This window comes from Bradyrhizobium sp. (assembly GCF_004799405.1).
Classification (GTDB): domain Bacteria; phylum Pseudomonadota; class Alphaproteobacteria; order Rhizobiales; family Xanthobacteraceae; genus Bradyrhizobium.
In genome coordinates this window covers 24,862-47,630 of sequence record NZ_SSMW01000153.1, presented here as the reverse complement: position 1 = coordinate 47,630, position 22,769 = coordinate 24,862, and the positions used below count along the sequence as shown (strand labels likewise).

25 protein-coding genes are annotated in these 22,769 nt (G+C 63.5%); 8 read left to right on the top strand and 17 right to left on the bottom strand.

The features are described from left to right. Positions 1-49 precede the first annotated feature (49 nt). The 3 genes from E7813_RS24880 to E7813_RS24865 all read right to left on the bottom strand — a co-directional run bounded on the left by E7813_RS24880 (position 50) and on the right by E7813_RS24865 (position 4,366). On the bottom strand, positions 50-1,015 hold the full coding sequence (locus tag E7813_RS24880; RefSeq protein WP_291577943.1) for a tripartite tricarboxylate transporter substrate-binding protein: 966 nt from the start codon (positions 1,013-1,015) through the stop codon (positions 50-52). Between the two features lie 593 nt (positions 1,016-1,608). Then, positions 1,609-2,256 (bottom strand): DUF1007 family protein, encoded by a 648-nt coding sequence (locus tag E7813_RS24870; protein ID WP_291577941.1) that lies wholly within the window; start codon positions 2,254-2,256, stop codon positions 1,609-1,611. A gap of 19 nt (positions 2,257-2,275) precedes the next feature. Continuing rightward, positions 2,276-4,366, bottom strand: a complete 2,091-nt coding sequence (locus E7813_RS24865; RefSeq protein WP_291577940.1) for a M3 family metallopeptidase — start codon at positions 4,364-4,366, stop codon at positions 2,276-2,278. Between the two features lie 128 nt (positions 4,367-4,494). Here E7813_RS24865 and E7813_RS24860 point away from each other — a divergent pair, with 128 nt between their 5' ends. The 6 genes from E7813_RS24860 (at position 4,495) to E7813_RS24835 (ending at position 9,886) form a co-directional block, all read left to right on the top strand. Further along, positions 4,495-4,755 (top strand): hypothetical protein, encoded by a 261-nt coding sequence (locus tag E7813_RS24860; protein WP_291577939.1) that lies wholly within the window; start codon positions 4,495-4,497, stop codon positions 4,753-4,755. Between the two features lie 667 nt (positions 4,756-5,422). Further along, positions 5,423-6,565: a type III PLP-dependent enzyme gene (locus E7813_RS24855; RefSeq protein ID WP_291577938.1), complete on the top strand. Its 1,143-nt coding sequence runs from the start codon at positions 5,423-5,425 to the stop codon at positions 6,563-6,565. A 192-nt stretch (positions 6,566-6,757) separates the two neighbouring features. After that, positions 6,758-7,366, top strand: coding sequence for an N-acetyltransferase (locus E7813_RS24850; RefSeq protein ID WP_291577937.1), 609 nt, complete (start codon positions 6,758-6,760; stop codon positions 7,364-7,366). A gap of 243 nt (positions 7,367-7,609) precedes the next feature. Next, a complete protein-coding gene (locus E7813_RS24845; RefSeq protein ID WP_291577936.1) occupies positions 7,610-7,999 on the top strand; it encodes a RidA family protein in 390 nt (129 codons plus the stop codon). A gap of 40 nt (positions 8,000-8,039) precedes the next feature. Then, positions 8,040-9,473 (top strand): homospermidine synthase, encoded by a 1,434-nt coding sequence (locus E7813_RS24840; RefSeq protein ID WP_291577935.1) that lies wholly within the window; start codon positions 8,040-8,042, stop codon positions 9,471-9,473. 149 nt (positions 9,474-9,622) lie between these two features. After that, positions 9,623-9,886, top strand: a complete 264-nt coding sequence (locus E7813_RS24835; RefSeq protein ID WP_291577934.1) for a hypothetical protein — start codon at positions 9,623-9,625, stop codon at positions 9,884-9,886. 114 nt (positions 9,887-10,000) lie between these two features. Here the strand turns inward: E7813_RS24835 and E7813_RS24830 are convergent, their stop codons facing one another. From E7813_RS24830 to E7813_RS24770, 13 genes are all read right to left on the bottom strand, one after another. Beyond that, positions 10,001-10,741 carry an acetoacetate decarboxylase gene (locus E7813_RS24830; RefSeq protein WP_291577933.1) on the bottom strand — a complete coding sequence of 247 codons (741 nt, stop codon included), beginning with the start codon at positions 10,739-10,741 and terminating at the stop codon, positions 10,001-10,003. A 286-nt stretch (positions 10,742-11,027) separates the two neighbouring features. Then, a complete protein-coding gene (locus E7813_RS24825) occupies positions 11,028-11,360 on the bottom strand; it encodes a hypothetical protein (protein WP_291577932.1) in 333 nt (110 codons plus the stop codon). A gap of 88 nt (positions 11,361-11,448) precedes the next feature. Next, positions 11,449-12,471 carry a WD40 repeat domain-containing protein gene (locus E7813_RS24820; RefSeq protein WP_291577931.1) on the bottom strand — a complete coding sequence of 341 codons (1,023 nt, stop codon included), beginning with the start codon at positions 12,469-12,471 and terminating at the stop codon, positions 11,449-11,451. After that, positions 12,471-13,508, bottom strand: a complete 1,038-nt coding sequence (locus E7813_RS24815) for a GTP-binding protein (protein WP_291577930.1) — start codon at positions 13,506-13,508, stop codon at positions 12,471-12,473. The genes E7813_RS24820 and E7813_RS24815 overlap by 1 nt, the downstream gene beginning before the upstream one ends. Positions 13,509-13,562: 54 nt before the next feature. Continuing rightward, positions 13,563-14,444, bottom strand: coding sequence for a metal ABC transporter substrate-binding protein (locus E7813_RS24810; RefSeq protein WP_291577929.1), 882 nt, complete (start codon positions 14,442-14,444; stop codon positions 13,563-13,565). A gap of 196 nt (positions 14,445-14,640) precedes the next feature. Then, a complete protein-coding gene (locus tag E7813_RS24805; protein WP_291577928.1) occupies positions 14,641-15,510 on the bottom strand; it encodes a metal ABC transporter permease in 870 nt (289 codons plus the stop codon). A 3-nt stretch (positions 15,511-15,513) separates the two neighbouring features. Further along, complete coding sequence (locus tag E7813_RS24800; protein ID WP_291577927.1) at positions 15,514-16,272, bottom strand: ABC transporter ATP-binding protein; 759 nt, start codon at positions 16,270-16,272, stop codon at positions 15,514-15,516. Between the two features lie 2 nt (positions 16,273-16,274). Next, positions 16,275-16,451: a hypothetical protein gene (locus E7813_RS24795; protein WP_291577926.1), complete on the bottom strand. Its 177-nt coding sequence runs from the start codon at positions 16,449-16,451 to the stop codon at positions 16,275-16,277. A 108-nt stretch (positions 16,452-16,559) separates the two neighbouring features. After that, positions 16,560-17,636 carry a histidinol-phosphate transaminase gene (hisC, locus tag E7813_RS24790; RefSeq protein WP_291577925.1) on the bottom strand — a complete coding sequence of 359 codons (1,077 nt, stop codon included), beginning with the start codon at positions 17,634-17,636 and terminating at the stop codon, positions 16,560-16,562. 105 nt (positions 17,637-17,741) lie between these two features. Then, on the bottom strand, positions 17,742-18,242 hold the full coding sequence (locus E7813_RS24785; RefSeq protein WP_291577924.1) for a hypothetical protein: 501 nt from the start codon (positions 18,240-18,242) through the stop codon (positions 17,742-17,744). Then, positions 18,239-18,829: a permease gene (locus E7813_RS24780; protein WP_291577951.1), complete on the bottom strand. Its 591-nt coding sequence runs from the start codon at positions 18,827-18,829 to the stop codon at positions 18,239-18,241. Before E7813_RS24780 ends, E7813_RS24785 begins: the two co-directional genes overlap by 4 nt. 146 nt (positions 18,830-18,975) lie before the next feature. Then, positions 18,976-19,350 (bottom strand): fluoride efflux transporter CrcB, encoded by a 375-nt coding sequence (gene crcB / locus E7813_RS24775; RefSeq protein ID WP_291577923.1) that lies wholly within the window; start codon positions 19,348-19,350, stop codon positions 18,976-18,978. A 204-nt stretch (positions 19,351-19,554) separates the two neighbouring features. After that, the gene (locus E7813_RS24770) at positions 19,555-20,151 is read right to left on the bottom strand and encodes a superoxide dismutase (RefSeq protein WP_291577922.1); all 597 of its coding nucleotides are present in this window, start codon (positions 20,149-20,151) and stop codon (positions 19,555-19,557) included. Positions 20,152-20,273: 122 nt separating this feature from the next. On the opposite strand from E7813_RS24770, the gene E7813_RS24765 reads away from it, so the two are divergent. Both E7813_RS24765 and E7813_RS24760 read left to right on the top strand, forming a co-directional pair. After that, positions 20,274-20,801: a GNAT family N-acetyltransferase gene (locus tag E7813_RS24765; protein WP_291577921.1), complete on the top strand. Its 528-nt coding sequence runs from the start codon at positions 20,274-20,276 to the stop codon at positions 20,799-20,801. A 92-nt stretch (positions 20,802-20,893) separates the two neighbouring features. Beyond that, positions 20,894-21,337 carry a DUF2147 domain-containing protein gene (locus E7813_RS24760; RefSeq protein WP_291577920.1) on the top strand — a complete coding sequence of 148 codons (444 nt, stop codon included), beginning with the start codon at positions 20,894-20,896 and terminating at the stop codon, positions 21,335-21,337. Positions 21,338-21,449: 112 nt separating this feature from the next. Here E7813_RS24760 and E7813_RS24755 read toward each other — a convergent pair whose 3' ends face one another. Further along, a complete protein-coding gene (locus E7813_RS24755; protein WP_291577919.1) occupies positions 21,450-22,598 on the bottom strand; it encodes a DUF3095 domain-containing protein in 1,149 nt (382 codons plus the stop codon). Between the last annotated feature and the right edge of the window lie 171 nt (positions 22,599-22,769).

Below are 22,769 nucleotides of genomic sequence, written 5' to 3'. Positions count from 1 at the left end.
CGCGAAGGCCGCCGGCCCTGCTATTCCGCCAGACATTGCCTGCAACCGCTCATTCGATTCTCAGATTCGCGTCGCGCACGACCTTGCCCCACTTTTCGATCTCCAGCTTGATGCGCGCGGCGAACTGGTCGGGCGTATTGGCGACCGGCTTGAAGCCGAGCGTTGCAAGCTTCGCCCTGAACTCGGGCTGGGCAACGCTTTTGGCGATCTCGCGCGCCAGCAGCTCGACGATCTCCTTTGGCGTGCCTGCGGGCGCAACGATGCCGGTCAGCGTATCGGCTTCCTGACCCTTGACGCCCTGTTCGGCGAAGGTCGGCACGTCGGGTATCTGCTCGGCGCGCTCGCCAGCCGCAATGCCGATCGCGCGCACCTGGCCGGCCTGTATCGCCGCAAGGGAGGACGGCAACGCGGTGAAGGCGATGGGCGTGTGGCCGCCGATGGTGGCCTGCACCGCCGGCGCGGCGCCGGCGAAGGGAACGTGGACCAGATCGAGCTTGTAGGTCAGACGAAACAGCTCGCCGCCGAGATGCGGCGTCGAGCCCACGCCCGGACCGGCATAGCTGTATTTGCCGGGATTGTCCCGGATCAGCTGCACGAGCTCCGGCAGCGTTTTGGCTGGAACCGACGGATTGACCACCACCACGTTTGGCGAAACCGCAACCAGGGTCACGGCGGAGAAATCCTTGACCGGATCGTACGGCACCGTGGCGTAGAGGCTGGGGTTCACCATGTAGCCGGTGCTGATCGCCATGATGGTGTAGCCGTCGGGGGTTGCGTGCGCGACCTGACCGGCCGCGATGTTGCCGCCCGCGCCGGCGAGGTTCTCGACGAAGAATTGCTGGCCGAGACTGTCGGAAAGTTTTTGCGCCACGAGGCGCGCGATGACGTCGGTGGGGCCACCGGGCGTGAACCCGACCACCACGCGCACCGGCCGGTTCGGATATCCCTGCGCCCATGATGGTGTTACGCCAGCCAGCAGTAACACGGCCGTGAGAATCCCGTACAAAACCGGCATCGTGGCGCTCTCCCTGGGCACATTCTTGTTGGCGCCATCATCGGCGAGCGCGTCGTTCCGAACAAGGGCTGAATCGCGCCGCAGTTACACTCTATCCGCGACAATATCCGCTGATAGAGGTACGGCGGCCGACGTCGTGCCCGTTCTCTGGATGAATGGAGATCGCGATTTACCGACCAAACCAGCGGGTAGTCTGCACGGTCTGGTCTGCCATTCCCTTCAAGCATTCTCGCGCAGCTTCAATCTGAGCCTCGGTTGCCCCGTGACTGCGCGCCCACATTTCGGCCGTTGAAGCTGAATACCTCGCGACGTAACCGCGAACCATCGTGCATGATATTCGACGCAAGATGCCCTGCGTCTCTGCCAACGCTCCAGATGAAAGAGATACGGTCAGCGCGACAGCGCCAATTCCACGCATCAGCATGGTGCCCCCATGAGTGTCTCAGTGCATACCCCAAGGGCAGAGGACCAGACTCGTCGCCGCCACGCAAATTAAACTGAAGAGCACGACAACCTGTCACCAACTATCGACGGCCAGTTCCCCAGGACGGAACCGGCAGATCACGACGCACGGTTGGGAAGGGCGATGCGTGTCACGGGCACTCCACCATGATCTTGTTGGCGAACATCGCGCCGTAATTCGAACTATCGCCACCCATGAAATTCTGCTCGCCGAGTTTCTGGGCCTCGGCCGTGCCGTCGGCCGGCCGCTGGAATTTCATCCGGCAATCGTCGGGCGCACCGACCAGCGTGACCGGATCCGGGTCGGCGAACTTGAAGTCGATGAAGAACTCCGGATCGAACACTTCGAGCGCCAGCACCTTTGGCCTCACCGGCGTCTTCAGCGGCAGGGTGAAATGCAGCGTCAGCCGGCTGTCCCTGTATTCAAAATAATAATCGACCGGCTCCTGAAACTTCTGCTTCCTGCCGTCGGCGCGGGCGAAGGTGAAGAAGCCAAATTCGTGGAGCGATTCGACATTGGTCTGCGCCAGCGGCGCCAGCTCCTCGCGGCTGTAGACGCCTTCGGTCTTGGTCTCGATGCCCTGCAACACATAACTGGAGAACGCGTCATCGAAGGTCCAGGCATGACGCACGCCGATGATCGAGCCATCGGCGCCGTAGAGCAACTCGCTGCTGGCGGTGATCCAGACATGCGGATGCGCCTGCGCGGCGTGGGCGCCGAGGGCGAGACTTGCGGCCAACAGCAGCCAGCCGGACACCCGGCGTATCGCTGATGTCACCTCAGGGAGCCTGTTCACGTCAGGCCGCTTCGGGGGTTTCCAACAGGCCGCGCCGGCGCAGCAACGCGTCCGGCTCCGGCTCGCGGCCGCGGAATGCGACATAGGCGTCTTCAGGATCGCGCGAGCCGCCCGACGAATAGATGTCGTCGAGCAGGCGTTTGGCGACCGCGGGATCGAAGATATTGCCGGCCTCCTCGAAGGCGCCGAACGCGTCGGCGTCCATCACTTCGGACCACATGTAGCTGTAATAGCCCGAGGCATAATGATCGCCGGAAAAAATGTGGCCGAACTGCTGCGGCCGGTGCCGCAGCGAAATCTCCGGCGGCATGCCGATCTTTTCCAGCTCCTTGCGTTCGAACGCCCGCACGTCCCGACTGGCGGAAGCCGGCTGGGTGTGGAATTCGAGATCGATCAGCGCCGAGGAGACGAATTCAACGGTGGCAAAACCCTGGTTGAACTGGCGCGCGGCGAGGAAGCGTTTCAGCAGATCGTCCGGCAGCGGCTCGCCGGTCTGGTAATGCCGGGCGAACTGCCGCAGCACCTGCGGCTGCTCCTGCCAGTGCTCGTAAAGCTGCGAGGGCAGCTCGACGAAATCGGTGAATACGCTGGTGCCCGACTGCGACGGATAGGTCACATCGGACAGCATCCCGTGCAAGGCGTGGCCGAATTCGTGAAACAGCGTCCGCGCGTCATCCGGCGACAGCAGCGACGGCTGGCCATCGGCGCTCTTGGAAAAGTTACAGACATTGAGGATCAAGGGGGTAATCTCGCCATCGAGCTTCTGCTGGTCGCGCAGCGAGGTCATCCAGGCCCCCGAGCGCTTCGAGGGGCGGGCGAAGTAGTCGCCATAGAACAGCGCCTTGTGCTTGCCGAAAGCATCCTTGACCTCCCAGACGCGCACGTCCGGGTGCCAGACCGGAATATCCTTGCGCTCGGCGAAGCTGACGCCAAACAGCCGGGTGGCGCAGTCGAAGGCGGCGGCGATCATGTTGTCGAGCGCGAGATAAGGCTTGATCGCGGCGTCGTCGAAATTGGCCCTGATCTGCCGCAGCTTTTCGGCGTAGTAGCGCCAGTCCCACGCCGCCAGCGCGAAGTTGCCGCCCTCCTCCGCCACCAGCGCCTGCAGGTCGTCGCGATCCCTGAGCGCGCGGGCCCGCGCCGGTTTCCAGACCCGCTCCAGCAGGCCGCGCACCGCCTCGGGCGTCCTGGCCATCGAATCCTCCAGCCGATACGCGGCGAAGGTGGCAAAGCCCAGCAGCTTGGCACTCTCCTCGCGGAGCTGAAGGATCTCGACAATGGTGGCGTTGTTGTCGTTTTCGTTGTTGTTGTCGCCGCGCGCGGTGAACGCCTTGAACACCTTCTCGCGCAGGTCGCGCCGGGTGGAGCTTTTCAGGAACGGCTCAACAAACGACCGCGATAGCGTCATGATCGCCTTGCCGGCCATGCCGCGCTCGCCGGCCGCGGCCTTGGCCGACTCGATAAAGGTGTCCGACAGGCCGTCGCTATCGGTCTCGCCGAGTTCCATGAACCAGTCCTGCTCGTCGCCGAGCAGATGATGGCTAAAAGAGGTCCCCAGATGCGCCAGCCGCTCGTTGATCTCGGCCATCCGCTTCTTGGCGGCCTCGTCGAGCCCGGCGCCTGCGCGGTGGAAGCGGGTGTAGGTGCGCTCCAAGAGCCGCATCTGCTCGGCGGTCAGTCCCAGTCTGGAACGGTTCTGGTAGAGCTGCGCGATCCGCCGAAACAGCACGGCGTCCATCATGATCGGGTTCCAGTGCCGCGCCATCGCAAGCGACACCTGCTTGTCGATCTCGAGCAGCGCCGGGTTGGAGTGCGCCGACACCAGGTCGTAGAACACCGCCGACACCCTGGAGAGCAGCTTGCCCGAGCGTTCCAGCGCGGTGACGGAGTTGGCGAAATCGGGCGCGGCGGGATCGCCGGTGATCGCGGCGATCTCGGCTGAGTGATCGGCGAAGGCCTGCTCGAAGGCAGGCAGGAAGTGTTCGGGGCGGATTTCGGCGAACGGCGGCGTCTCGAACGGCGTCTGCCACGGCTTTAGCAGCGGGTTTGCCTGGGCTTGCGGGGTGGTGGGCTTTTCCAAGGTTTCAGACATCGAGATTTCCGTTTTCGCCTCAAAAATGATCGGGCCAGCTATAGCACGCGGCGAGGCTTTTTTAGGCCTTTTGCGCTTGATAGCGAGGCCCTTTTGCGAGAGATTGCGCCCGCAACAGGATCCGCCTCATGAACGCCCAACCCACCCCGACCGCCGCCCGCCAGATCGTCTGGCCCAGTGTCGTCACCGTCATCAGCGCCGCCATCCTGATCGGCGCCGAAGTGTTCGGCGCGGCGTTCGCCGGCGGCTGGGCGCTCGCGATCCTGTTCGGTCTCGACGACACCGGCGCACACATCCTGCAAGCCGTGCTGTTCGCGCTCGGCGTCCTGATCATGGCGGCGTTCATCCGCGCCGCCCAGCGTGTCGAGCCGTTCACGCGGCGCGCGTGAGATAGCTCGAGCGACAAAGCCGCGCGCTGCTCGCGTCAAACGCTAACGCCTCATTAAAGAAACTTAACGCCTGTTCACGTTCGAGCTCGCTTGCGCGCGCCGAGAGCGGCGCTGAAGGCGCGCGTCGGGGAAAATTGACCCCAGCGCAAAAAAAATGTTGCACAGCAGACTCAAAACCCTTATTTGCACTCTTGCCCAATTTCGCACGTGCCTGTGGTCGTGTGTCAGTCGGTAGGTATCCGGACAAGAGGCCGGACAGCCGCCAAGGGACGAAGCTACCGAGGGTCGCTCAAGTCATCCGAGACTTGAAAGGCCAGCATCTCTCTCAAGAGATGCCATTGAAGGTCTCTTCACCCCTTGCAACCGTGACTGGCAGCCGGAGGCGAACCGGCGCACCTCGTTCTCAACGGGGGACGCGACTTAAAGCAACGACGGATCGGGCTTTTTTGGTCTCTGCCGGCTTTCCACCAGCCGGCGCGAATACCGAAGAGGCTTGTCCTTCATTGCCAGGTGTGCGGGCGGGATCATTCCCAACCAATCCACGGCAGCACAGTTCGGTTCGAGTTTTTTGGCTTAGTTGCGCCTCCATCGCGCGATGCGGCCGGAACGCTCTTATCCGAGATCATTTTTGAACGTGTCCCGTCGCTGGGCCGTTTGGGAGGGTGCTATGACTGAACGTATTCAGGAATTCCTGCGCAACCGTCGTAACGAGGGCCAGGACGTCGAGCCGTGTCTCGTCGTCGACCTCGAAGTCGTTCGCGACAACTACCAGAGCTTCGCCAAGGCGCTGCCGGACAGCCGCGTGTTCTACGCGGTGAAGGCCAACCCGGCGCCGGAAGTGCTGTCGCTGCTGGCCTCGATGGGGTCGTGCTTCGATTGCGCCTCGGTCGCCGAAATCCAGATGGCCCTGGCCGCGGGTGCGACCCCGGAGCGGATCTCCTATGGCAACACGATCAAGAAGGAGCGTGACATCGCGCGCGCCTTCGCGCTCGGCATTCGACTGTTCTCGGTCGATTGCACCGCCGAGGTCGAGAAGATCGCCCGCGCCGCTCCCGGCTCGAAGGTGTTCTGCCGTATTCTGTACGATTGCGCCGGCGCCGAATGGCCGCTGTCGCGAAAGTTCGGCTGCGACCCGGAAATGGCCGTCGACGTGCTCGATCTTGCGAAGCGGCTGGGACTGGAGCCCTGGGGCATCTCGTTCCATGTCGGCTCGCAGCAGCGCAAGGTGAAGGCGTGGGACCGTGCGCTGGCGATGGCCTCGACGGTGTTCCGCGACTGCGCCGAGCGCGGCATCAACCTGTCGATGGTCAACATGGGCGGCGGATTCCCGACCAAGTACCTCAAGGACGTTCCCCCGGTCGTGCAGTACGGCCGGTCGATCTTCCGCGCGCTACGCAAGCATTTCGGCAACGCGATCCCGGAGACCATCATCGAGCCGGGCCGCGGAATGGTCGGTAATGCCGGCATCATCGAGACCGAAGTCGTTCTGATCTCCAAAAAGAGCGACGAGGACGATGTGCGCTGGGTGTACCTGGACATCGGCAAGTTCGGCGGTCTCGCCGAGACCATGGACGAGTCGATTCGCTACGCTATCCGCACCCCGCATGACGGCGCGGAAATGACGCCGTGCGTGCTGGCGGGGCCGACCTGCGATTCGGCCGACGTGATGTACGAGAAGCTGCCGTACCCGCTTCCGGTGACGCTCGAGATCGGCGACAAGCTGCTGATCGAGGGGACCGGGGCGTATACGTCGACCTACTCGTCGGTGGCCTTCAACGGCTTCCCGCCGTTGCGGACCTACCACATCTGAGCTTTCCGCTTGCTTCTCCCGCTTGCGGGGGGAGGCCGGCGCGAAGCACCCCTGCCCCAACCCTCCCTCCCCCTACGCCGGAGGGGGAGCAAAACAACCGGAAGCCGGTCCGCCGGCTTCCATCCCTCACATCCGAGTTTGCTGACAACACTCCCCTGGCATCTGTGCCGTTGGAGTGGGGACTGACGTGCCATGACTGCCTTGCAAGAGACCCCGGTTGTCCTGACCGAAACCGCCCCGTTCGTGATCCGCGCGGAACGCGCTTCGGACGTCGTCGCGCGCGAAGCGCTGCTGGATGCCTGCTTTGGCGAAAACCGCCAAATGCGCACCTGCCAGCGCCTTCGCGACGGGCGCGCACCGGCCGAAGGCCTCGCCTTCTCGGCCGTGCGCCGGGACGGCTTGAAACACCGGTTGGTCGGAACATTGCGGTTGTGGCACGTCAGCGCCGGGGGCGTGCCGGCGCTGGTGCTTGGCCCGCTGGCGGTCGATCCGTCCTGCCGGAAACTCGGCGTCGGAGCGGCGCTGATGAATCACGCGCTCGCGGCCGCGAAACGGCGTGGCCACGGCGCGGTGATCCTGCTTGGCGACGCGCCTTACTATGCCCGCTTCGGCTTCTCGTCGCTGAAAACCGGCGAGTTGTCCCTGCCCGGCCCGTTCGAACATGACCGCCTGCTCGGCCTCGAACTGCGCGACGGCGCCCTCAACGGCGCCTGGGGCATGACCGTGCCGGCCGGTGCTTCGCTGCCCAAAATCCAGGCCAATCTTCTCAAGAAGACACGCGCAATACCGCAGGCGGCCTGAGCGTCATGCCGGAAGGCCGATCGATGACGCGCGACGATGCCCCGAATTTGCGCACCCGAACCGTTACAACGGTCTTGTTGATCATGCTGGTTGTCATGATCATCATGGACATAGTCGCACCCAGACGGGCTTCCGCGACCCTTCGTTCCCAGCGTGACATATCGCTCGTCGTGCGATAGCGAGTTGCCGTGCCGGCCCTGGAAAAAGGCCGGTAAACCGCGCCAGGCCCAGATCGAGGTTCCGATGTCCCGCCGCCTGATTTCCACCGGCTCGCCGTTCGAAAAGACTGCCGGCTACAGCCGCGCGGTGATCGACGGCGATTTTGCCTTCGTGGCCGGCACCACCGGCTATGATTACGCCACCATGGCGATGCCTTCGGATGTCACAAGCCAGGCGCGCAACTGCTTCAAGACCATCGAAGCGGCGCTCAGGGATGGCGGCTTCGCGATGGCCGACATCGTGCGCGCGACCTATTACATCACCGATGGCAGGGACGCGGACGCGGTGTTGGCGGTCTGCGGCGAAAGGCTCGGCGATATCAGGCCGGCCGCGACGATCCTCGTGGTCGCGGGACTCTACAAGCCCGAGATGAAGGTGGAGATCGAAGTGACCGCGAAACGGCGCACCGCTTGATCCCTTCTGGCCCAGCGCATCCCTATCCGGAGACTTTCTCATGAGCCCGCCTACCCAGCAAATCCACGCGAAGATTTCCGGTCCCATTGTCATGATCGGCTTCGGCTCGATCGGCAAAGGCACCCTGCCGCTGATCGAGCGGCATTTCGCCTACGACAAATCGCGCTTCGTCATCATCGATCCGCACGAGGACGGCGAGATCGCCAAAGCCCACGGCGTGCGCTTCATCAAGCAGGCGGTCACCCGCGACAATTATCGCGAGGTGCTGGTGCCGTTGTTGACCGCCGGCGGCGGCCAGGGCTTTTGTGTCAACCTGTCGGTTGATACCTCGTCGGTCGATATCATGACGCTGTGCCGCGAGATCGGCGCGCTCTATATCGACACCGTGGTGGAGCCGTGGCTCGGGTTTTATTTCGACAAGAATATCGGCCCTGAGGCGCGCTCGAATTACGCGCTGCGCGAGACCCTGCTTGCCGCCAAGCACAAGAGCCCGGGCGGGCCGACCGCGGTGTCCACCTGCGGCGCCAACCCCGGCATGGTGTCGTGGTTCGTCAAGCAGGCGCTGCTCGACATCGCCCGCGACACCGATACGCCTTTCAACGACCCCAAGAGCCGCGAAGGCTGGGGCCAGCTCGCCCACAAGCTCGGCGTCAAGGGCATCCATATCGCCGAGCGCGACACCCAGCGCTCGAAGAGACCGAAGCCGATGAACGTGTTCGTCAACACCTGGTCGGTGGAAGGTTTCGTGTCCGAGGGCATGCAGCCGGCCGAGCTCGGCTGGGGCACGCACGAAAAGTGGATGCCGGACAATGGCCGCACCCACAGCCACGGCTGCGGGGCGGCAATCTATCTGCTGCAGCCCGGCGCCAATACCCGCGTCCGTTCCTGGTGCCCGACGCCGGGCGCGCAGTACGGTTTCCTCGTCACCCACAATGAATCGATCTCGATCGCCGACTATTTCACGGTACGCGACGGCCAGAAGGTGGTGTACCGCCCGACCTGCCACTACGCCTACCATCCCGCCAATGACGCGGTGCTGTCGTTGCACGAAATCTTCGGTGCGACCGGCAGGATGCAGCCGAAATGGCACATTCTGGACGAGAACGAGATCGAGGACGGCATCGACGAACTCGGCGTCCTCGTCTATGGCCACGGCAAGAACGCCTATTGGTACGGCTCGCAGCTTTCGATCGAGGAAACCCGGGACATCGCGCCCTACCAGAACGCCACCGGCATGCAGGTGTCGTCGGCGGTGCTCGCCGGCATGGTGTGGGCGCTGGAAAATCCCACCGCCGGAATCGTCGAGGCGGATGAGATGGATTTCCGCCGCTGCCTCGAAATCCAGAGGCCGTATCTCGGCCCGGTGAACGGTTACTACACCGACTGGACCCCGCTGACCGACCGGCCCGGATTGTTCCCGGAGGATATCGACACGTCGGATCCGTGGCAGTTCCGCAACGTGCTGGTGCGATGATTCAGCGTTTCGCAATAAGGATAGCGTTCCAAACCGTTCGGTTTTAGCTGCCACCATCCACAGATGTGAAAATCCTGATGACGCCCTGATCGCCAAGGCTCTATCGTCACACCGGGGTTAGGTGATTCGACTCACCGGTGGGCTACGACATGAAACACGCGTTGCTTCTCAATCCGTTCAACCTGAACCAGGAACCATCCAAGCTGGCCAAAACCGCTACATTCCTCGGTCGACAGGCATCACGGTCGACCCCGGTCTGCTCGAGTTGCCAATCCGACGACATCATCTCCTCCGCCACGGTTCAGTGGAGCAATGAATCGCAGGAATGGGAATTGGCCAGCACGTTCGGTCAACCGACGCATTGCAACAACTGCAAGGGCGCTTGTGATATCATCTGGCGGCCGCTCAACTAGAGTCGCTTCCGTTTCGATGGAATCGAAACGGGGCTCTGGATTCTGATTTTGACGCGTTTTCTTTACGCGAACCGGTATCCACTTCGCTCGAAAACGCTGTGGCGCGGCGTGCCATCACTTCGCCAGATAATCGAACGCGACGCTGCCGAGCCCCAGCGTCAGGTCCGCCTTGAAATGCAGCGCGGACACCACCTCGCGCACCGGCAGCCGCGCGACGTCCGCCAGCGCGTGGGGAAACAGGCCGAGCGCGCCGGGGCCGGTCCACGCCTCTTTCAACACGATGTCTTCGAGAGAATAGCGCACCAGTTCGCAGATTCGCGGCGACCCATCGACATGCGGAATGATCTTGAGAATGAAATTCGGCACCCTTAGGGATTTCAATACGGTGTCGTGATCGACGGTGCGATGCTTGTAGCCCATGGTGCCGGAGGCGCAGAGCACTGAACCGTAATGCAGCGACCCCACCAGCACGTCGCTCTCGACCTCGATTTTCGGCGAGGCGCGCTTTTTGGGAAACCCCCACAACTCGCGGCCGCCCGCGATCGGCGCATCGTCGTCGAGATACATCGAATGGATATAGACACCGTCGACGCCGTCGAGGCGGACCGGAATCACCTGCCCGGTCTCGGTGTAATCGCCAAAGCCGGTTGAGTCCGGCATCCGGATGAATTCATATTTGACGATAGGATCGGTGACTTCGAGCGGCTCCGGCACCACAGCGGCCAGCGCTTCCGGATCGGTCCGGTAGGTGATGACGAAATATTCACGGTTGAAAAAACGATAGGGCCCGGGCGGGAACGACGGGCTGGTCAGCGGCATCGAATAGGCGGTTCGCCTGACGTCGTCGATTTTCATTATCCGCCTCGTGGGTGGCTATCGGATGCACACATTATGCGGCAGCGAGACGCAACTAGCGAGGCTGCAAACTCGGCAAGCCATCACTCCGGGGGGTGCATCCGCGAACATCTGCCTGTCATCATTCGCCACCGGGTCTCGCCTTCGGCGAGCCCGATGACAGGCTCCGGCGGATGATCCAGTAAACGCCGGCGCCTCGATCCCGATGAATGTCGCGGAATACTGGATGCCCCGCATTCGCGGGGCATGACGGACTAAAGGATGCCAGGGCATCGCGGATATCGCGCTATTTTTCCCCGATCGGCGCGGCGATCTTTTCGGCCGGCGCGGGCGGCAGGGCCGGCGTGACTCCGGCCTTTTGCGCCTCGGCGTCGGGATGCGCCGGTTGCGGCGGAATCTCCGATGGCCGCTGACCTGTCGTCACGGACTCGGCAGGCGCCGACGGTTTCGTTTCCGCACCGGGCGTCGATTGCAGCGGCGGTGTCGCCTGCGCCATCTTCGGCTCGTGAACCGCCAGATCGACCAGCGAAACGCCGGATAGCGCAAGCCCCGCCGCGACCATCACGGATGCCAGCAGCAGATCTTTCCTGTAGGCGCGTTTTCTGTCGTCCGGAGACATGTCGTTCACCCCGCGATTGCGAGCGGGATTAACCGACGCCGCGGTTCATTGTTCCCCGGGAAACCGGTAAATGAGGCCTGCCCCCGCCCTAAAGCGTCAGCAGCCCGGCATCGCCGTCCTCGGCGCCGAACGCCAGCAGGGTGCCTTTGCTGTTCCAGGCGAGTGCCGCGACCGGTGAGGCGGCGTTCCTGCGGCGGACCAGGATTTCGGCGCCGTCATCCAGCCTCACCATCAGGATGGTGCCGTCGCTGTAGCCGGCGGCGAGGATATCCTGCCTGGGATGGCAGGCGACGGCGGAGACGCGCGCCTGCAGCGGCGCCAGCATCGCGGGCTCCTTGCCCATCGGTCCGTCCTTGCTGGCGAATGGCCACACGATCACCATGTCGGCGCCCGAGGTCGCCAGCGATTTGCCGCCGACGCTCCACGACATCGACCTGACGCGTCCGGGATAACCGGTCATGCGCATGTGCCGGTGGTCGGCCAGCCGCCAGCCATGCAGCGCCGGCTCATGCATCGCAGTGACCACGAATTTGTTGTCCGGGCTGAACACGACACCGAGATGCGAGCCGGCCCATTCCAGAACTTCGGGCTTGGCCGTCATGTTGGGAAACCATAGCGTCACGCCGTTATAATGCGCGACCGCCAGGCGCAGGCCCTTGGGTGCAAACGCCAGCCCGCCGACCGTCGAGGGCGCGTCGAAGGATTTATCCTCGCCGGTGCCGCCGCGGACAAAAGCGGTCTTGCCGGCCGACCATGCCACCGCGCCATCGGGATGCAGCGCGACATTGTCGATCCAGCGCCGTTTCGGATCGGTCGCGAGCAGCGCGACTTCACCTGCCGCGTTGAGGGCCTTGAGCTTGCCGTCATCGCCGCCCATCGCCAGGCGCATCCCGTCAAAGGCCGAGCACAGGATGCCGCCGCTGTGGACGGCGATGCGCGAAATCCCGCCGTCGCCGTTCACCAGCGCAACCTCTTCTTCGGCGCCGACAAAGGCCGCGTTCTCGCCGAGAAAATGCACGGACGTGACCGGCATGCCGATCGTCAGGCCGCGCACCCGATCGGTGACGGAGACGATGGAGGCCGCATTGTCGCCTGGGTCGAACTCTTTCATCACGTGGTGATACAGCGTTCGAATCCGTCGCGGATGGTCTGCTCGGGCAATTCGCGGCCGATGAAGACCAGACGGCTCTCGCGCGCCTCGCCGTCCTTCCAGGCCCGCTGGTGATCGCCCTCCAGCATCATGTGCACGCCCTGGAACACATAACGGTCGTTGTCGTCGCTGAAGGCAAGAATCCCCTTCGAGCGCAAGATCCGCTGGCCCTCGCTGGCGATGAGGCCCTGCAGCCAGGGCATGAACTTGGTGGCGTCGAGCGGCTTGTCGGTGCGCAAGGACAGCGATTGCATGTCCTCGTCATGGTAGTGCTTGAGGCCACCATGGTGGTGATCGTGGTCGTGGCCGTGATGATGGTGGTCGTGGTCATGGTCGTCGCCGGCCTCGAGAAATTCCGGTTCGATTTCGAGGATACGGTCGAGATCGAACGCGCCGCGCTCCAGCACGTCGGATAGCGCAACCTGGCAGCGCTCGGTGCGATGCAGTTTGGCATAGGGATTGATGCCGCGAATCCGCGCCTCGACTTCGGCCAGTTCGGCCCCGGAAACCAGATCGGTCTTGTTGAGGACGATGACGTCGGCAAAGGCGATCTGGTTCTTGGCTTCGGGCGCGTCTTTCAGACGGTCGCTCAGCCATTTGGCGTCGGCGACCGTCACCACCGCATCGAGCCGGGCGTTCCTCTGCACGTCCTCGTCGACAAAGAAGGTCTGCGCCACCGGCGCCGGATCGGCGAGGCCGGTGGTCTCGACGATGATGGCGTCGAACTTGCCTTTTCGTTTCATCAGGCCTTCGAGGATGCGGACGAGATCGCCGCGCACCGTGCAGCAGACGCAGCCATTGTTCATCTCGAACACTTCTTCGTCGGCGCCGATGATCAGGTCGTTGTCGATGCCGATCTCGCCGAATTCGTTGACGATCACGGCGTATTTCTTGCCATGGTTTTCCGACAGGATGCGATTGAGCAGCGTGGTCTTGCCGGCGCCGAGATAGCCGGTGAGCACGGTTACAGGAATTTTTTGGGAGGTCGGTTCAGGCATGATAACTCCGGAAAAACAGCGATACACCGCACCGGCGGCAAGGAGGCCCCTGCCCTAATTGGCCAGCGCGCTGGTCAGCGCCTTTATATTGTGCCTGACCAGTTCAATGTAAGTGGGGGCGTCGCCCTTTTCATCCGTCAGGCTGTCGGAATAGAGCGTTCCGCCGATCCTGGCGCCGGTCTCGGCGGCGATCCGGCGGATCAGCCGGGGGTCGCTGATATTCTCGAGAAACACCGCCGGAATGCGCAAGGTCCTGATCCGGGTGATAATGTCGGCGAGGTCGCGCGCACTGGGCTCGGATTCGGTGGAAACCCCCAAAAGAGCGATAAAGTCGATGCCATAGGCGGCGGCGAAATAGCCAAAGGCCTTGTGGGTCAAGATCACCTTGCGGCGATCGGGGGGAATTTGTGCGATGGCCCCGCGCACCTCGCGGTCGAGCGCGTCGAGTTTCGCCAGATAGCTTTCCGTATTGGTCCGATAGACCGTTGCGCCTGCGGGATCGACAGCCACCAGCGCGTCGCGGATATTGGCGACATATATTTTCGCATTGGCGACCGACTGCCAGGCATGCGGATCGGCATCGGCACCGACCTTGATCGGCGCGATGCCATCGGTCGCCGTCACGACCGCGGCCTTGCCGCCGGAGGATTGCACCAGCCGCGGCAGCCAGCCTTCGAGGCCGAGGCCGTTGATAACCAGGAGTCTGGCTTCCGCGACCTTGCCGGCGTCCGCCGGCGCCGGCGTATAGACGTGCACGTCGCCGTTGCGACCGACCAATGTCGTCACGCTGACGCGCTCGCCGCCGACGTTTTTTGCGAAATCGCCGAGGATCGAAAAACTGGCGACGACGTTGAGGCGTTCTTCCGCGCGGGCGAGCGAAGCGAGCACTACAAACGCCAAAAAGATAACCCACCGTATCGTCAAAGTCCGACTCATCGAGAATTGGTTCGATGTCGCAGCAGTGACGGTGAGCTCCCTCTCCCCCTGTGGGAGAGGGTTGGGGTGAGGGGTTCAGGTCTATCGATAGGCCTTAACCCCTCACCCGGATCGCATTCCATGCGATCCGACCTCTCCCGCAAGGGGAGAGGTGGCAGCGAGCGCAGAGCTGACAATTGCAACTTCATAAGCAGTCTCAAGCTTCGAGGTGGCGGCCGGGGAACATCTGCCTCACCAGGCCGCCGACGCTGCCGAACAGAACGGAAATAACGTACAGCACCGCCGCCGCCAGGATGATCGCCGGCCCCGACGGTACCCGCGTCTGAAACGACAGCACCAATCCGGCATAACCCGATACGATGGCGCTTACGACCGCGATGCAGATCATGCCGGTGATGTCACGCGACCAGAACCGCGCGATCCCGGCCGGCAAGATCATCAGCCCCACCGCCAAAAGGGTGCCGAGCGCATGAAAGCCGTTGACGAGGTTGATGACCACGAGCGCCAGGAACGCCAGATGCGCCGGCGCACCGGCCCTGCTCACGGTGCGCAGGAATACCGGATCGACACATTCGATCACCAGCGGACGATAGATCACCGCCAGCACGATCAGCGTGATCGTCGCGTTGAACGCGATCACCAGCAGGGTCTGGTCGTCCATCGCCAGGATGTCGCCGAACAGCACATGCAGCAGATCGATATTGGTGCCCTTGATGGAAACGATCGTTACCCCGAGCGCCAGCGACACCAGGTAGAACGTCGCCAGCGAAGCGTCTTCCTTCAGTTCAGTGGTGCGCGCGACCAGACCTGCGAGAATCGCCACCGTAAAACCCGCGATCAATCCGCCGAACGTCATCGCAAAGAGATTGAGGCCCGACAGCAGGAAACCGATCGCGGCACCGGGCAGGATCGCATGCGCCATGGCGTCACCAACCAGGCTCATGCGACGCAGCATCAGGAACACGCCGATCGGCGCGCCGCCGAGCGCCAGTGCCGTCACCGCCGCCAGTGCGCGGCGCATGAATTCAAATTCGGTGAAGGGCGCGATCAGCGCATCATGGATCATGATTCAGGCGGCCCGCGACGACACATCGTCAACGGCGCACGCCGCCGCGCTGTCGTCGAACGCTTCGCACATCCGCCGCGCCTGCATCAGATTGTCGGCGGTCAGCACCTCCGATGTGGCGCCCCAGGCGACCGGCCCGCGCGCCAGCAACAGCGTGTCGGGGAAATTGGCGCGCACCAGATCCATGTCGTGGAGCGCCGCCAGCACGGTGCGCTGCTCGGAATGCCAGCGCCGCACCAGCGCCAGCAGATCGGCTGAGGTTTTGGCGTCGATGGCGTTGAAGGGCTCGTCCAGCACGATCAGGCGCGCATTCTGCAGCAGCACGCGCGCGAACAACATCCGCTGCATCTGGCCGCCGGACAGCGTGCCGATGGCCCGGTTCTCGAAGCCGTTGAGACCAACGGCTGCCAGCGCCTGCGCGATCCCGTCGCGCCCTGACTGGCCGATGCCGCCGAACAACCCTATCGAGCGCCACAGCCCGGTGCCGACGAAATCGAACACCGAGATCGGGAAGCTGCGGTCGATGTCGACCGTTTGCGGCAGATAGGCGATGTCGCGCGCATCGAGATCGCCAAGTCCGATCGAGCCCGCCAGCGGCTTGAGGATGCCGACCAGCCCGCGAAACAGCGTCGACTTGCCGGCGCCGTTCGGACCGACCACTGCGAGGAGCGCGCCGGTCGCGACCTCGCCGCTCAGATGATGCACGGCCGGATGCCGGTCGTAGCCCAGCGTGACATCGCGGAATTGCAGTTGCGCGGCCATGCTCACCTCATCGAAAGCCACACCACCGCCCAGAGCCCGGCGCTGACCGCGAGTGCTGCGCCCAATCGGGCAACCAGCGTCATGCGCAGGATCGACCAGGACGCCGGTTGGGCCGGGTGCGGGGAAGCCGGGCCGTGGCTGTGGGCATGGCTGGGGCCGTGGCTGGGGGCGTGGGTCACGGATAAACGTTATATTATAACATAACAAAAGTCCACGAACCCGCAATTGTCGGCGAGAGTTGAGTCCTCGTCATGCCCCGAGCCTGTCCCGGCCATGACGAAAGTCAATCAGGCCGCCGCAGGCTTACTGCCCAGAATGTCCGACAAGGCCGACAATAGCCGGTCGATTTGCCCGTCCGTGCCCACGGTGATCCGCAGATAGTCGCTAATGCGGGGCGCGGCAAAATGGCGGACGATCACCGCTCGTTGCCGCAGTGCCCCGGCCAGTGCCGCGCCTTCATGCGCCGGATGACACGCGAAGACGAAGTTCGCGGACGACGGCAACACTTTGAACCCAAGCCGGACCAGGCCGCGAGTTAGCCGCTCGCGGCCTTCGATCACGCGCGCCCGGCTCTGTTGAAACCAGGCTTCGTCTTCCAGCGAGGCGATGGCGCCGGCCTGGGCAAGCCGGCCAAGAGGATAGGAGTTGAAGCTGTCCTTGACCCGCGTGAGCGCCCCGATCAGGTCGGCATCGCCGATCGCATAGCCCACCCGCAGCCCGGCCAGCGCCCGGGACTTGGACATGGTTTGCACCACCAGAAGGTTCGGGTGGGAAGCGACCAGCGGAATCGCGGTCTCGGCGCCGAAATCGACATAGGCCTCGTCGATCACCACGGGAGCGTCAGGATGCTGCTCCAGCAGGGCGACGATCTCGGCCCGTGACAGGGCTACTCCCGTCGGCGCATTCGGATTGGGCAGGATGAGCGCGCCGGCCGGCCGGCGATAATCGGCAACGCGGATCCGCATGGCGTCGTCGAGCGGCACGGCCTCGTAGTGTATGCCGAACAGGCGGCAATAGACCGGGTAGAAACTGTAGGTGATATCCGGGAACAGCAGCGGCGCATCGTGCTTGAGCAGAGCGGCGAAGGCGTGCGCCAATACCTCGTCCGAGCCGTTGCCGACGAACACCTGTTCGGGTCGCACCTTGTGATACTCGGCCAAGGCACTCCGCAGCGCGGTGGCCTGTGGGTCGGGATAGAGGCGCAGCGTATCGGTCGCCTGGTCGCGGATCGCCTGCAACGCGCGCGGCGAAGGGCCAATCGGATTTTCATTGGTGTTGAGCTTGACCAATTCCACCATGCGCGGCTGTTCGCCGGGCACGTAAGGCTTGAGGTCGTGCGTCAAGCTGCTCCAGAAACGGCTCATTCTTCGGTCCGGATATCATTGCGGCATCGGGCGGCAGTTATTCACGCGCCCCGTTTGATAGCGGTTTCGCGCGTTTTCAGGAAGCCTTGCAGCCGGTCCGGCGGGCTATGGCTTGCCGATCGCCATCGCGATGGCGGCGGCCAGAAACGGAAACGGCAGCGAGACCGCGGCGCGGAACCAGACGAACCGCGCCGGCATGAACGGGATTTCCCACAGCAGCAACCGCTGAAAGGCGAACAGCGCCCAGGCGACCACATAGGCGATCACCTGCGGCGCGCCGCCGCCGGCCTTCAATGCGACAGCCCCGATTGAAAAGCCGATCACAGGCCCGCCCGGCGTCGCGGCGCCCGCGATCACGGCGGTAAGCACGCCGAACCAGCCTGAGTGAGGCCCGAGCCAGCCGGTGATGATCTCCTGTGGGATGACGGCTGCGATATAGCCCGAGCCGACCACGCCGAGTGCGATCCGTGGCACCACGGCGATGAAGTCGATGGTGCCGTCGCGCAGCGAGGCGATCAGCACCGGCCGGCCGCGCTGCAGAGCGAGAAACCCGACCGCGGCCACCGAGCCCCACAGGATGATGTCGATCAGCAGGGCCGCGCTCATGGCGGCGCGCCCTTCGGATACATCCTGACATAGACAAAACGGCCGAGCGCGCCGGCCAGCACCGGCAACGGCAGCGAGATCACGATGCGCCACATCGTGAAGTCGACCCCCATGATCGGCAATTCCCAGGCAACCGCCCGGCCGTAACCGATCAGCGTCCAGCTTACGACCATCGCGATGGTGGCGCCGAAATCGGCGCCGACCGTGAGCAGCGCGCTCGCCACCGGATAGGCGGTGAAGGGCCCGCCAGGCAGGATCGCGCCGAACGCGGTTCCGATCAGCAGGCCTTTCAGCCCGGAGGCCGGCCCCAGCGACCGCGACACCTTCTCATGCGGCAAGATCTCGGCAATGAACGCGCCGAGCAGGCAGCCCGCCAGCACGCGCGGCAGGATGCCGCCGAACAGCCAGAGATCGTGGGTGAGGATTTCCAGCACGCCGTCGATGCCGTCGCGCCGGTAGACCAGCGTGGCGCTGACCGCGACCAGCACACCGATGAAGATCATCGACCAGCCGATCGGCTTGCGTTTACGCCGGGTACCCGGTTCGCCGTCGTCGGCGTCCTCGTCGGCAGGCGCCGGGTCATTCAGAGGAAGTTCTTTCAAGGCAATCGGTCTGACGGGTGATGAGACCGCAATGGCTTAGTCTTGGCGGCACAGCGAAGCAAACAGAACAACGGCAAAACCCATGCGCGCCTCATTGGAGGCCCATGCGGGATTGCAGCGGCCAAAAGAGGTCACGTCAGATGGCGAACCAGCGCGAGACCGCCGAACAGGCCCGCAATCGAAAACACCACCGACCCCACCACGTAGAACGCAGCAAGCCCGATCTCGCCGCGCTCGTAGAGCAGCGCCGTATCGAGCGAGAACGCGGAGAACGTGGTGTAGCCGCCAAGGATGCCGGTCATCAGGAACAGCCGCCAGGACTGCGACGCGTCCGCCCTGAACGCGAGGTAGCCGGCAATCAGGCCCATCACTATCGAGCCCGTGATGTTGATGAAGAAGGTATGATACGGAAAGGCGGTACCGAACCAGCGCCCGCTCACAACGTTGACAAGGTGACGCAGCGTGGCACCGAGGCCGCCGCCGACAAAAACCAGCAGATAATTCATCAAGTCGTTTCCCGCATCGGCGGATGAGGCCGTCCACACCGCAGCACGATGATATTAGATCGAGGCGGCAGACTCAAATCCACCTCGTGATTCCTGAACTACGGTTTCGCCGTGAATCTCGTCATGCCCGGGCATGACGCAGAATATCCAAACGAAAAGGGCGGCAGCTTGACGCTGCCGCCCAAACTTAGCGCCTGGGAAGTATCAGGCTTTCGAGAACAACTGGTCGACATATTCCCAGTTCACCAGATGGTCGACGAACGCCTTCAGGTAGTCCGGACGGCGGTTGCGATAATCGATGTAATAGGAGTGCTCCCAGACGTCGCAGCCGAGGATCGGCGTGGCGCCATGCACCAGCGGGCTCTCGCCGTTCGGCGTCTTGGAGATTTCGAGCTTGCCGTTCTTGACCTGCAGCCAGCACCAGCCGGAGCCGAACTGGCCGACGCCGGCGGCGGCGAAGTCGGTCTTGAATTTCTCAAGGCCACCGAGGTCCTCGGTGATCTTCTTTTCCAGGCGGCCGGGCAACTTGCTGCCGCCGCCATTGGGCTTCATCCAGTTCCAGAAATGCAGGTGGTTGTAGTGCTGGCCGGCATTGTTGAAAACGGCCGGGTTCTTCCCGAACGAGCCCTTCACGATCTCCTCGAGGGATTTGCCCTCGAATTCGGTCCCCTTAATCGCGTTGTTTCCGTTGGTCACGTAAGCCTGATGATGCTTGTCGTGATGATACTCCAGCGTTTCCTTCGACATATGGGGCGCAAGGGCGTCATGGGCGTAAGGCAGGTTGGGCAACGTGAAGGTCATGGGGGGATGTCCGCAATGATGGGAGACATGGTGTAACGGGAACCCTTATAGAAGGTTCCATCGGTCTAAAACACCGCAATTTGGGAAAACACGGGGTCCGTCGCCCCGCGAATGGCACGCTGATGAGCATCGAGATCGACGTTTTGAACGGAGATACATCGTGGCCGATGGCCAAACCGCTGTTCGACGCGGTCTGGCCGCCCGAAGTCGTGGCCAAATTGCCGTGGGCCGGCATCGTTTTCGCCCATGCCGAGTTGCGGATACTGGTGCAGGCCGAGCCGGAAGGCGCCCTCTGCCATGTCGGCATCTATCGCCGCGAGGTCACATGGAACGGGCGCAAGATGCGGGCGGGCGGCATCGGCGGGGTTCTGACCCGCGAGGACTTTCGCCGCCGCGGCTATGCCAGCATCGCGCTCGATGCGGCGATCCGAACCTTGCGGGACGAAGGTTCGGCTGATTTCGCGATGCTGTTTTGCGAGCCGCACAACGTGCCGTTTTACGCCGGTCGCGGCTGGAAGCCGTTCGACGGCGAAATCTATTGCCAGCAGCCCGAGGGACGGGTCCGGTTCACCGCCATCCCGCCCTACCTCTACAGCCTCAAGCGCGCGCCGCTGAAGGGCGTGATCGACCTATGCGGCCTGCCTTGGTGACCATGCGCGGGTGAACGACCTCAGCGGCCGATATGGCATTGCACAAATTCGATTTTTTGTTATTCAGAGCTGCTTTTTGGGGAAGAATTCTAATGGCTAGCAGGTTCGGTTTTATCATCGCGGTTTTGATGGCGCTCTTGAGCGCTTCGCCGGCGAAAGCGCAAACCAGTGGCCCAGTCAGCGGTATCTGGTTGACGCAAGCGGGCGACGCCAAGGTTCGCGTCAGCAAATGCGGCGGTGGAATCTGCGGGGTCATCGTCTGGCTGAAGGATCCGATCGATTCCGCAACCGGGAAACCCCAGGTCGATGACAAGAACCGCGACCCGTCCTTGGCAAAGCGTCCGATGATCGGGCTTCCGCTGTTCAGCGGCATGTGGCCCTCCGGCCCGGAAAGGTGGTCCGGCCAGATCTACAACGCCGATGACGGCAACAGCTACACCAGCAATATTTCGCTGGCCGGCCCGAACTCGCTGAAGGTCGAAGGCTGCGTCGGCGCGCTCTGCGGCGGCGAGACTTGGAGCCGGTCAGGCCGCTGAAACCTGATCCTTCTCCTCATCCTGAGGCGCCGCGAAGCGGCGTCTCGAAGAACGCCGCACGCGGTCATGGTTCGAGACGCGCGAAGGCGCGCTCCTCACCATGAGGAGCAAGCTAAGCCGCCGTCGCCTTTAGCGCGGTCGCCGCCGAGGCATAGCCGCCGCGGGCGCCATCGATGAAATGGACGTGATCGCTGCGCAACGCCGACGGCGTAAAGCAGGTCATCATCGCCGCATCCTGCCGGTGCAGGCCGTACCGCGCGATTCCGGCCGAGGCCGCCGCGGCAAGACGCTGCGTCAGCGCTCGCTCCAGTTCCGGCGTGCAATCGAGGATCATGCGCAGTCCATCGTCGTATTTGCGGAAGTCGGAGTTCTCCACCACCTGCTGCACATAGGTTTTCGGCACAAAGCCTCCGACGCTGATGCCAAAGCGCATCACCAGATAGGCAAACAGCGTATGCACCAGCACCAACGCTCGCCGCCTGAACAGCGAGCCTTTACGGCCGGCACGGGCCTCGTATTCGACTCCGGCCGGCGGCCATCGCAGCGGCGGACCGCCCGGCGGCACCGGCCGGCCGGAATCCGGACTGCGCTCGGAAAGCGCTATGACGTCCTCGATCAGCTTGCGAAACGCCGCGGGATCGGCGCCCTGCGCCGGCACCACCAGCACCGAAAGAATGAGACCGTGCACCGAAGGAATTTCCTCGAACCGGCATGACAGCCCGGTCAGATCGGGCTGCGTTCCCGGCGGCGCTTTCGGCACCGCGAACTCGCCGCGCTTCATCGCCGCTTCCGCCCACCCCAGGCCTCCGCCGGAAAACATCGCATAGGACAAGTTCGCCGACGGCCCGAACCGGGCGACGCGAACGTCAAGGCCTTGCGCCCGCACCGCTTTGACCGGCACCAGCGCCACCCGCATCACGAGGCCAAGGCTTTCCTCGACCCAGCTCGCAGTCGCCGCCAGCGCCTCGCGCGCGCGATCGAGATCGTCAGGCGATACCGCAAAGCTGGCGCCGTCGCCGCCGAACACGAACGGAAATTCGCGTCCCTCCAGCGCATTGGTGACAGCCGCGATCACGGAAGCGCCGGCCATGTTGACCGCCTTGTAACGCTTCTCGGCAATCGCCCGGGTCGATTCCACGATATCGGCGATGCCGATCGACCAGTCCTGCGGCAACGGCGAATACAACGCCGGGTCCATCAGGCTGGAAAAGCCGCGAAACACCGGAATGCTGCCGTAGAAGGAATTGCCAAGCGTGGTCATGGCTGCGGGATGGTCCGGATTTTGGCAATCGTCAAGTCACTGCAAGATACGGCCGGCACCGCAAATCGGTTCGCGAAAGGCAGCCCGCGCCGCGCATGGAATACAAAAGCCCCTGAAAACAAAATGTTTTCAGGGGCTTTTGTCGGGTTGCGGGAACCGAATTTGAACCCG

What these genes read in the sequence shown, in the direction of transcription:
- E7813_RS24880 (WP_291577943.1), bottom strand. Translation starts at nt 1,015, where the DNA reads ATGCCGGTTTTGTACGGGATTCTCACGGCCGTGTTACTGCTGGCTGGC.
- E7813_RS24865 (WP_291577940.1), bottom strand. Translation starts at nt 4,366, where the DNA reads ATGTCTGAAACCTTGGAAAAGCCCACCACCCCGCAAGCCCAGGCAAAC.
- E7813_RS24860 (WP_291577939.1), top strand. Translation starts at nt 4,495, where the DNA reads ATGAACGCCCAACCCACCCCGACCGCCGCCCGCCAGATCGTCTGGCCC.
- E7813_RS24855 (WP_291577938.1), top strand. Translation starts at nt 5,423, where the DNA reads ATGACTGAACGTATTCAGGAATTCCTGCGCAACCGTCGTAACGAGGGC.
- E7813_RS24850 (WP_291577937.1), top strand. Translation starts at nt 6,758, where the DNA reads ATGACTGCCTTGCAAGAGACCCCGGTTGTCCTGACCGAAACCGCCCCG.
- E7813_RS24845 (WP_291577936.1), top strand. Translation starts at nt 7,610, where the DNA reads ATGTCCCGCCGCCTGATTTCCACCGGCTCGCCGTTCGAAAAGACTGCC.
- E7813_RS24840 (WP_291577935.1), top strand. Translation starts at nt 8,040, where the DNA reads ATGAGCCCGCCTACCCAGCAAATCCACGCGAAGATTTCCGGTCCCATT.
- E7813_RS24835 (WP_291577934.1), top strand. Translation starts at nt 9,623, where the DNA reads ATGAAACACGCGTTGCTTCTCAATCCGTTCAACCTGAACCAGGAACCA.
- E7813_RS24830 (WP_291577933.1), bottom strand. Translation starts at nt 10,741, where the DNA reads ATGAAAATCGACGACGTCAGGCGAACCGCCTATTCGATGCCGCTGACC.
- E7813_RS24825 (WP_291577932.1), bottom strand. Translation starts at nt 11,360, where the DNA reads ATGTCTCCGGACGACAGAAAACGCGCCTACAGGAAAGATCTGCTGCTG.
- E7813_RS24820 (WP_291577931.1), bottom strand. Translation starts at nt 12,471, where the DNA reads ATGAAAGAGTTCGACCCAGGCGACAATGCGGCCTCCATCGTCTCCGTC.
- E7813_RS24815 (WP_291577930.1), bottom strand. Translation starts at nt 13,508, where the DNA reads ATGCCTGAACCGACCTCCCAAAAAATTCCTGTAACCGTGCTCACCGGC.
- E7813_RS24810 (WP_291577929.1), bottom strand. Translation starts at nt 14,444, where the DNA reads ATGAGTCGGACTTTGACGATACGGTGGGTTATCTTTTTGGCGTTTGTA.
- E7813_RS24805 (WP_291577928.1), bottom strand. Translation starts at nt 15,510, where the DNA reads ATGATCCATGATGCGCTGATCGCGCCCTTCACCGAATTTGAATTCATG.
- E7813_RS24800 (WP_291577927.1), bottom strand. Translation starts at nt 16,272, where the DNA reads ATGGCCGCGCAACTGCAATTCCGCGATGTCACGCTGGGCTACGACCGG.
- hisC (WP_291577925.1), bottom strand. Translation starts at nt 17,636, where the DNA reads ATGAGCCGTTTCTGGAGCAGCTTGACGCACGACCTCAAGCCTTACGTG.
- E7813_RS24785 (WP_291577924.1), bottom strand. Translation starts at nt 18,242, where the DNA reads ATGAGCGCGGCCCTGCTGATCGACATCATCCTGTGGGGCTCGGTGGCC.
- crcB (WP_291577923.1), bottom strand. Translation starts at nt 19,350, where the DNA reads ATGAATTATCTGCTGGTTTTTGTCGGCGGCGGCCTCGGTGCCACGCTG.
- E7813_RS24770 (WP_291577922.1), bottom strand. Translation starts at nt 20,151, where the DNA reads ATGACCTTCACGTTGCCCAACCTGCCTTACGCCCATGACGCCCTTGCG.
- E7813_RS24765 (WP_291577921.1), top strand. Translation starts at nt 20,274, where the DNA reads ATGAGCATCGAGATCGACGTTTTGAACGGAGATACATCGTGGCCGATG.
- E7813_RS24760 (WP_291577920.1), top strand. Translation starts at nt 20,894, where the DNA reads ATGGCTAGCAGGTTCGGTTTTATCATCGCGGTTTTGATGGCGCTCTTG.
- E7813_RS24755 (WP_291577919.1), bottom strand. Translation starts at nt 22,598, where the DNA reads ATGACCACGCTTGGCAATTCCTTCTACGGCAGCATTCCGGTGTTTCGC.